The sequence below is a fragment of the Leptolyngbya sp. BC1307 genome (genome assembly GCF_002286735.1).
Lineage (GTDB): Bacteria > Cyanobacteriota > Cyanobacteriia > Phormidesmidales > Phormidesmidaceae > Phormidesmis.
The window spans coordinates 1-2,862 of the sequence record NZ_NRTA01000107.1 but is presented as its reverse complement, the minus strand read 5'-3'; the positions used below and the strand labels follow the sequence as shown (position 1 = coordinate 2,862).

The following is a 2,862-nucleotide window of genomic DNA, read 5'->3' as shown; positions in this document are numbered from 1 at the left end:
ATGGCAAATCTTTCAGCGTGCGCTCGTAATGACTATGAACCCGATGACTAGGACAGTGACACAACGGGCACTCCGCCCACGCCTGGGTTGAAGACAGTTCAACGACGATTCGACCATTTGCTGTGTCCAGATTCCAGCGATTCAAGGCTAAACCGGTTTGATTAGGCAGTAGATGCTGTAGAAGTTCCATGAGAGTAGCCAAGGATAAGGATCTCAGTCTGTTTCTCATGTGACCCATCAAGATCACCTAAAGTGCGCAAGAGCCCGAAGTCATAGAAATATGCAATCTGTTTAAAACTTGGTTAACATCCAGTTAACAGACGGAAGGTACCGATAATCAGAGGTAGATTTTGTCCTTGCTTTTGTGCGATTCTCTTAGCGGAGTTGGGTAAGTGATTTGCTTTCAGGTCTGTAAGCTTTTGCGCTAGATAGTGTGATAGTTCCCTTTTTGGGGCCTCCACTTCAAATTTGATGTTTCTGTTTCAGTTGGGTTTCAGATAAGCTTCGCAGCCTGGTTCAAAGGGCCGTTCTATCTGACTCTGTAGTTGTTTTAAAGATGGACTTGTTTCCCATGATTTTTCATCGCAAAGCCTTACTAGCGGCAACTTTTCCCATGGTTTTAGCTGTGGCGGCCTGTGGCGGCGGCTCTGCCCCTGTGGCCGATGGCGCCCCGATGCACCCCCCGTATCTGCTGGCGGCGGTGGCGGCGGCACCATTGCCATCAGCGGTGCTGGGGCGACCTTCCCCGCGCCGATTTTTCAGCGCTGGTTTGATGCCTACAACCGCACCGTTGATTCCGACGTGCAAGTCAGCTACCAGTCTGTAGGTAGCGGTGCGGGTCTAGAGCAGTACATTGCTGGCACCGTAGACTTTGGCGCATCCGAGGCCCCGATCACCGACTCCGAAGATCGGATGAAGTCTTTTTCAGGTGCCTATCCGTTTGCACCCATCCAGCTGCCAATCGTGGGTGGGCACGTTTCTTTCTCCTACAATCTGCCCGGCATTGGCGATCAAGAGCTTAGCCTCACCCGTGAGACTTATTGCGGCATCGTGACTGGCGAAATCACCCAGTGGAGCGATCCTGCGATCGCCGCCGCTAACCCCGATCTAGATATTCCCGACCTGCCCATCACCTTTGCCCACCGCTCCGACGGTTCGGGTACCACCTTTGTGTTTGTCAACCACCTCGACACCGTCTGTGATAGTTGGGCAGCGGGTGTTGGTACCTCGGTTGAGTGGCCCGTGGGCATCGGCGGCCAGGGCAACGAAGGGGTAGCCGCTACCATTCAGCAAAACGAAGGGGCGATCGGCTACCTGTCTTACGCCTACGCGGCTCTCAACGACATTTCTTCGGCCATCGTCGAAAATCAGGCTGGCAACTTCGTCGAGCCAACCTCTGAGAATGCGGCCAATGCTCTACTCGACGCAGAAGTGCCCGAAGACTTCGCCCTGCTCATCCCTGACCCTACTGGCGAAGATTCTTACCCCATCGTGGGTCTGGTTTGGGTGATGATCTACCAAGAATATGAAGACGATGCCAAGTGGCAGGCTCTGCGCGAGGTATTCGAGTGGTCTCTCGGCCCCGATGGGGATGCCCTGGCCGAAGAGCTGCTGTTTGTGCCCCTGCCCGATCCTCTGGTAGAGCGCATCCAAGAGGTGTTTGACACCGTCAATGCTGGCTAAATTAGCCAGGCTGTATCGGGGATGCCTTGGCAAGGCATCCCCGCAAAACGGCTATACCTTCGCCCTTTGGCCGATTGGGCTAGCCCCCACTAGTGCTGAAGTTTACGGAAGAAACTTGTTGGAGTCTAAGGAATTGTCATGACGCTGGCCAATCAATCAAAAGGTTTTACCGAACGCCGCCTTAAAAAACGCAACAGCACGGCCCGAGTTATAGACGTAGGCTTTTGGGGCTTTACCCTGCTGCTGGCGATCGGGGCTGGGGCCGTCTTACTCTGGATTGTTGTGCAGACGGCGATTTCCGCCTGGCCCGCTATTCAAACCTTTGGTTTGGGTTTTGTCGTGGGCACTACCTGGAACCCCGTCACCAACGTCTACGGAGTGCTGCCGATGATCTACGGCACCCTTGTAACGTCGTTTATTGCCGTGCTGATTGCCGTGCCCTTGGGTGTTGGAGTCGCCATTTTTCTGACCGAAGGGTTTGCGCCCACCTGGGTCACTACCCCCATCGCCTTTGCTATTGAGCTGATTGTGGCGATTCCAAGCGTCGTGCTGGGCATTTGGGGTATCTTTGTGCTGATTCCAGCGATTCGGCCCTTCTTCCGGTTTCTCAACGACTACTTGGGCTGGATTCCTATCTTTGGCGGCGGCGCGCCCCGAGGTAATAGCCTGTTGTTGGTGGGTCTGGTACTGGCCATCATGATCGTGCCTATCATTACTTCCATTACCCGAGGCACCTTTGAGGTGCTACCCCGCGAGCTGCGCAACGGCTCTTTGGCCCTGGGGGCCACCCGGTGGGAAACCATTTTACGGGTGATGATTCCGGCAGGTCTGTCTGGCATCATCAGCTCAGTGATGCTGGCCATGGGTCGCGCCCTAGGCGAGACCATGGTGGCCGCCATGCTGGTGGGTAACGCCAACCGCATCAGTACTTCGTGGCTACAGCCGGGTTCGACGATTACGGGCCTGATCGCCTCCCAGTTTGGTGAGGCCGGGCGTGTGCAGGTGGCAGCGCTGATGTATGCCGGTCTGGTGCTAATGATTTTGGCCCTGGCAGTCAATATTTTGGCCGAGGTAATTATTCGCTATTAGGTGACAGTGGGTATAGGCGAGTGACGACAGCGGGGTAGTCGGGTAATCAGGATCTCATCAGGCAGCGTAGAGTGCAGTCAAAGCCAAGAT

The 2,862-nt window shown here is 55.0% G+C and carries 1 protein-coding gene and 2 pseudogenes; 2 read left to right on the top strand and 1 reads right to left on the bottom strand.

Annotation, left to right across the window (positions count from 1 at the left end):
* A pseudogene (locus tag CKL79_RS23625) lies at nt 1-190 on the bottom strand (ISL3 family transposase); the annotation flags it as partial.
* A gap of 381 nt (nt 191-571) precedes the next feature.
* Here CKL79_RS23625 and pstS point away from each other — a divergent pair.
* Nucleotides 572-1,683 (top strand): annotated as a pseudogene (gene pstS / locus CKL79_RS22080) (phosphate ABC transporter substrate-binding protein PstS).
* Between the two features lie 138 nt (nt 1,684-1,821).
* The gene (pstC, locus tag CKL79_RS22075; RefSeq protein WP_121971667.1) at nt 1,822-2,772 is read left to right on the top strand and encodes a phosphate ABC transporter permease subunit PstC; all 951 of its coding nucleotides are present in this window, start codon (nt 1,822-1,824) and stop codon (nt 2,770-2,772) included.
* Nucleotides 2,773-2,862 lie beyond the last annotated feature (90 nt).

Coding starts and splice junctions, on each gene's coding strand:
- pstC (WP_121971667.1), top strand. CDS start 1,822: ATGACGCTGGCCAATCAATCAAAAGGTTTTACCGAACGCCGCCTTAAA.